The sequence below is a fragment of the Streptomyces sp. Ru62 genome (genome assembly GCF_002920615.1).
Taxonomy (GTDB): Bacteria; Actinomycetota; Actinomycetes; order Streptomycetales; family Streptomycetaceae; genus Streptomyces.
Window position 1 is genome coordinate 1 of sequence record NZ_PQSU01000096.1, and the last position, 869, is coordinate 869.

1 protein-coding gene is annotated in these 869 nt (G+C 68.2%); it reads left to right on the forward strand.

Features of this window, described 5'->3' with window-relative positions; all coding sequences use genetic code 11:
* Positions 1-47 precede the first annotated feature (47 nt).
* Positions 48-856 (forward strand): IS5 family transposase gene (locus tag C3492_RS43850; RefSeq protein WP_219822145.1). Its coding sequence is split into 2 segments (ribosomal slippage): positions 48-395 and positions 398-856, totalling 807 coding nucleotides; the frame shifts between segments, so codons are not numbered across the junction.
* Positions 857-869: the final 13 nt, after the last annotated feature.

Here is an 869-nt window from a genome sequence, read left to right on the forward strand (position 1 = left end):
CCTTAGAAGCCATTTCAGTTGGCGTGATCTTGCGGCAGTCTGGGGTGATGACTGCTGCGCTTGTCGAGCGGATGGCGCCGGAAGAGCTATGGACGTTGTTCCAGCGGGTGGTGCCGCCGGCACCTGTTCGCCCGCAGGGTGGGGGGCACCGCCGGCGAGGGGACCGCGAGGTGCTGGCCGCCATCATCTTCGTGGCCACCTCGGGCTGCACCTGGAATCAACTCCCGCCGGGCTTCGGGCTGTCGGGAGTCACCGCCTTCCGGCGGTTCACCGAGTGGACCGAGGCCAGGGTGTGGGCCAAGCTCCACCGCTTGGTCCTGGACGAACTCGGCGCCCGAGGCGAGCTCGACTGGTCGCGGTGCGCGATCGACTCCGTCAGCGTCCGGGCCCTCAAAGGGGGCAGCTGACAGGACCGAATCCGACCGATCGCGGCAAGAAGGGATCGAAAATCCACCTCATCGTGGACCGTCAGGGCCTGCCTCTGTCGGTCGGTATCTCCGCCGCCAACCTCCACGACAGCCAGGCTCTCATCCCGCTGGTCCGCGGCATCCCGCCCATCCGCTCACGTCGCGGCCCGCGACGCCGGCGGCCCGGCAAGCTGCACGGCGACAAGGGCTACGACTACCGCCACCTGCGGCGATGGCTCACTTCCCGCGGCATCCGGCACCGTCTCGCCCGTAAGGGCCTCGAGTCATCCCGACACCTGGGCCGGCACCGCTGGGTCGTGGAGCGGACCGTGTCCTGGCTGTCCGGCTGCCGCCGCCTTCACCGCCGCTACGAACGCAAGCCGGAACACTTCCTCGCCTTCACCGCCATCGCCGCGACCCTCATATGCCACCGCAGACTCACCAAGTGAAATGGCGTCTTAA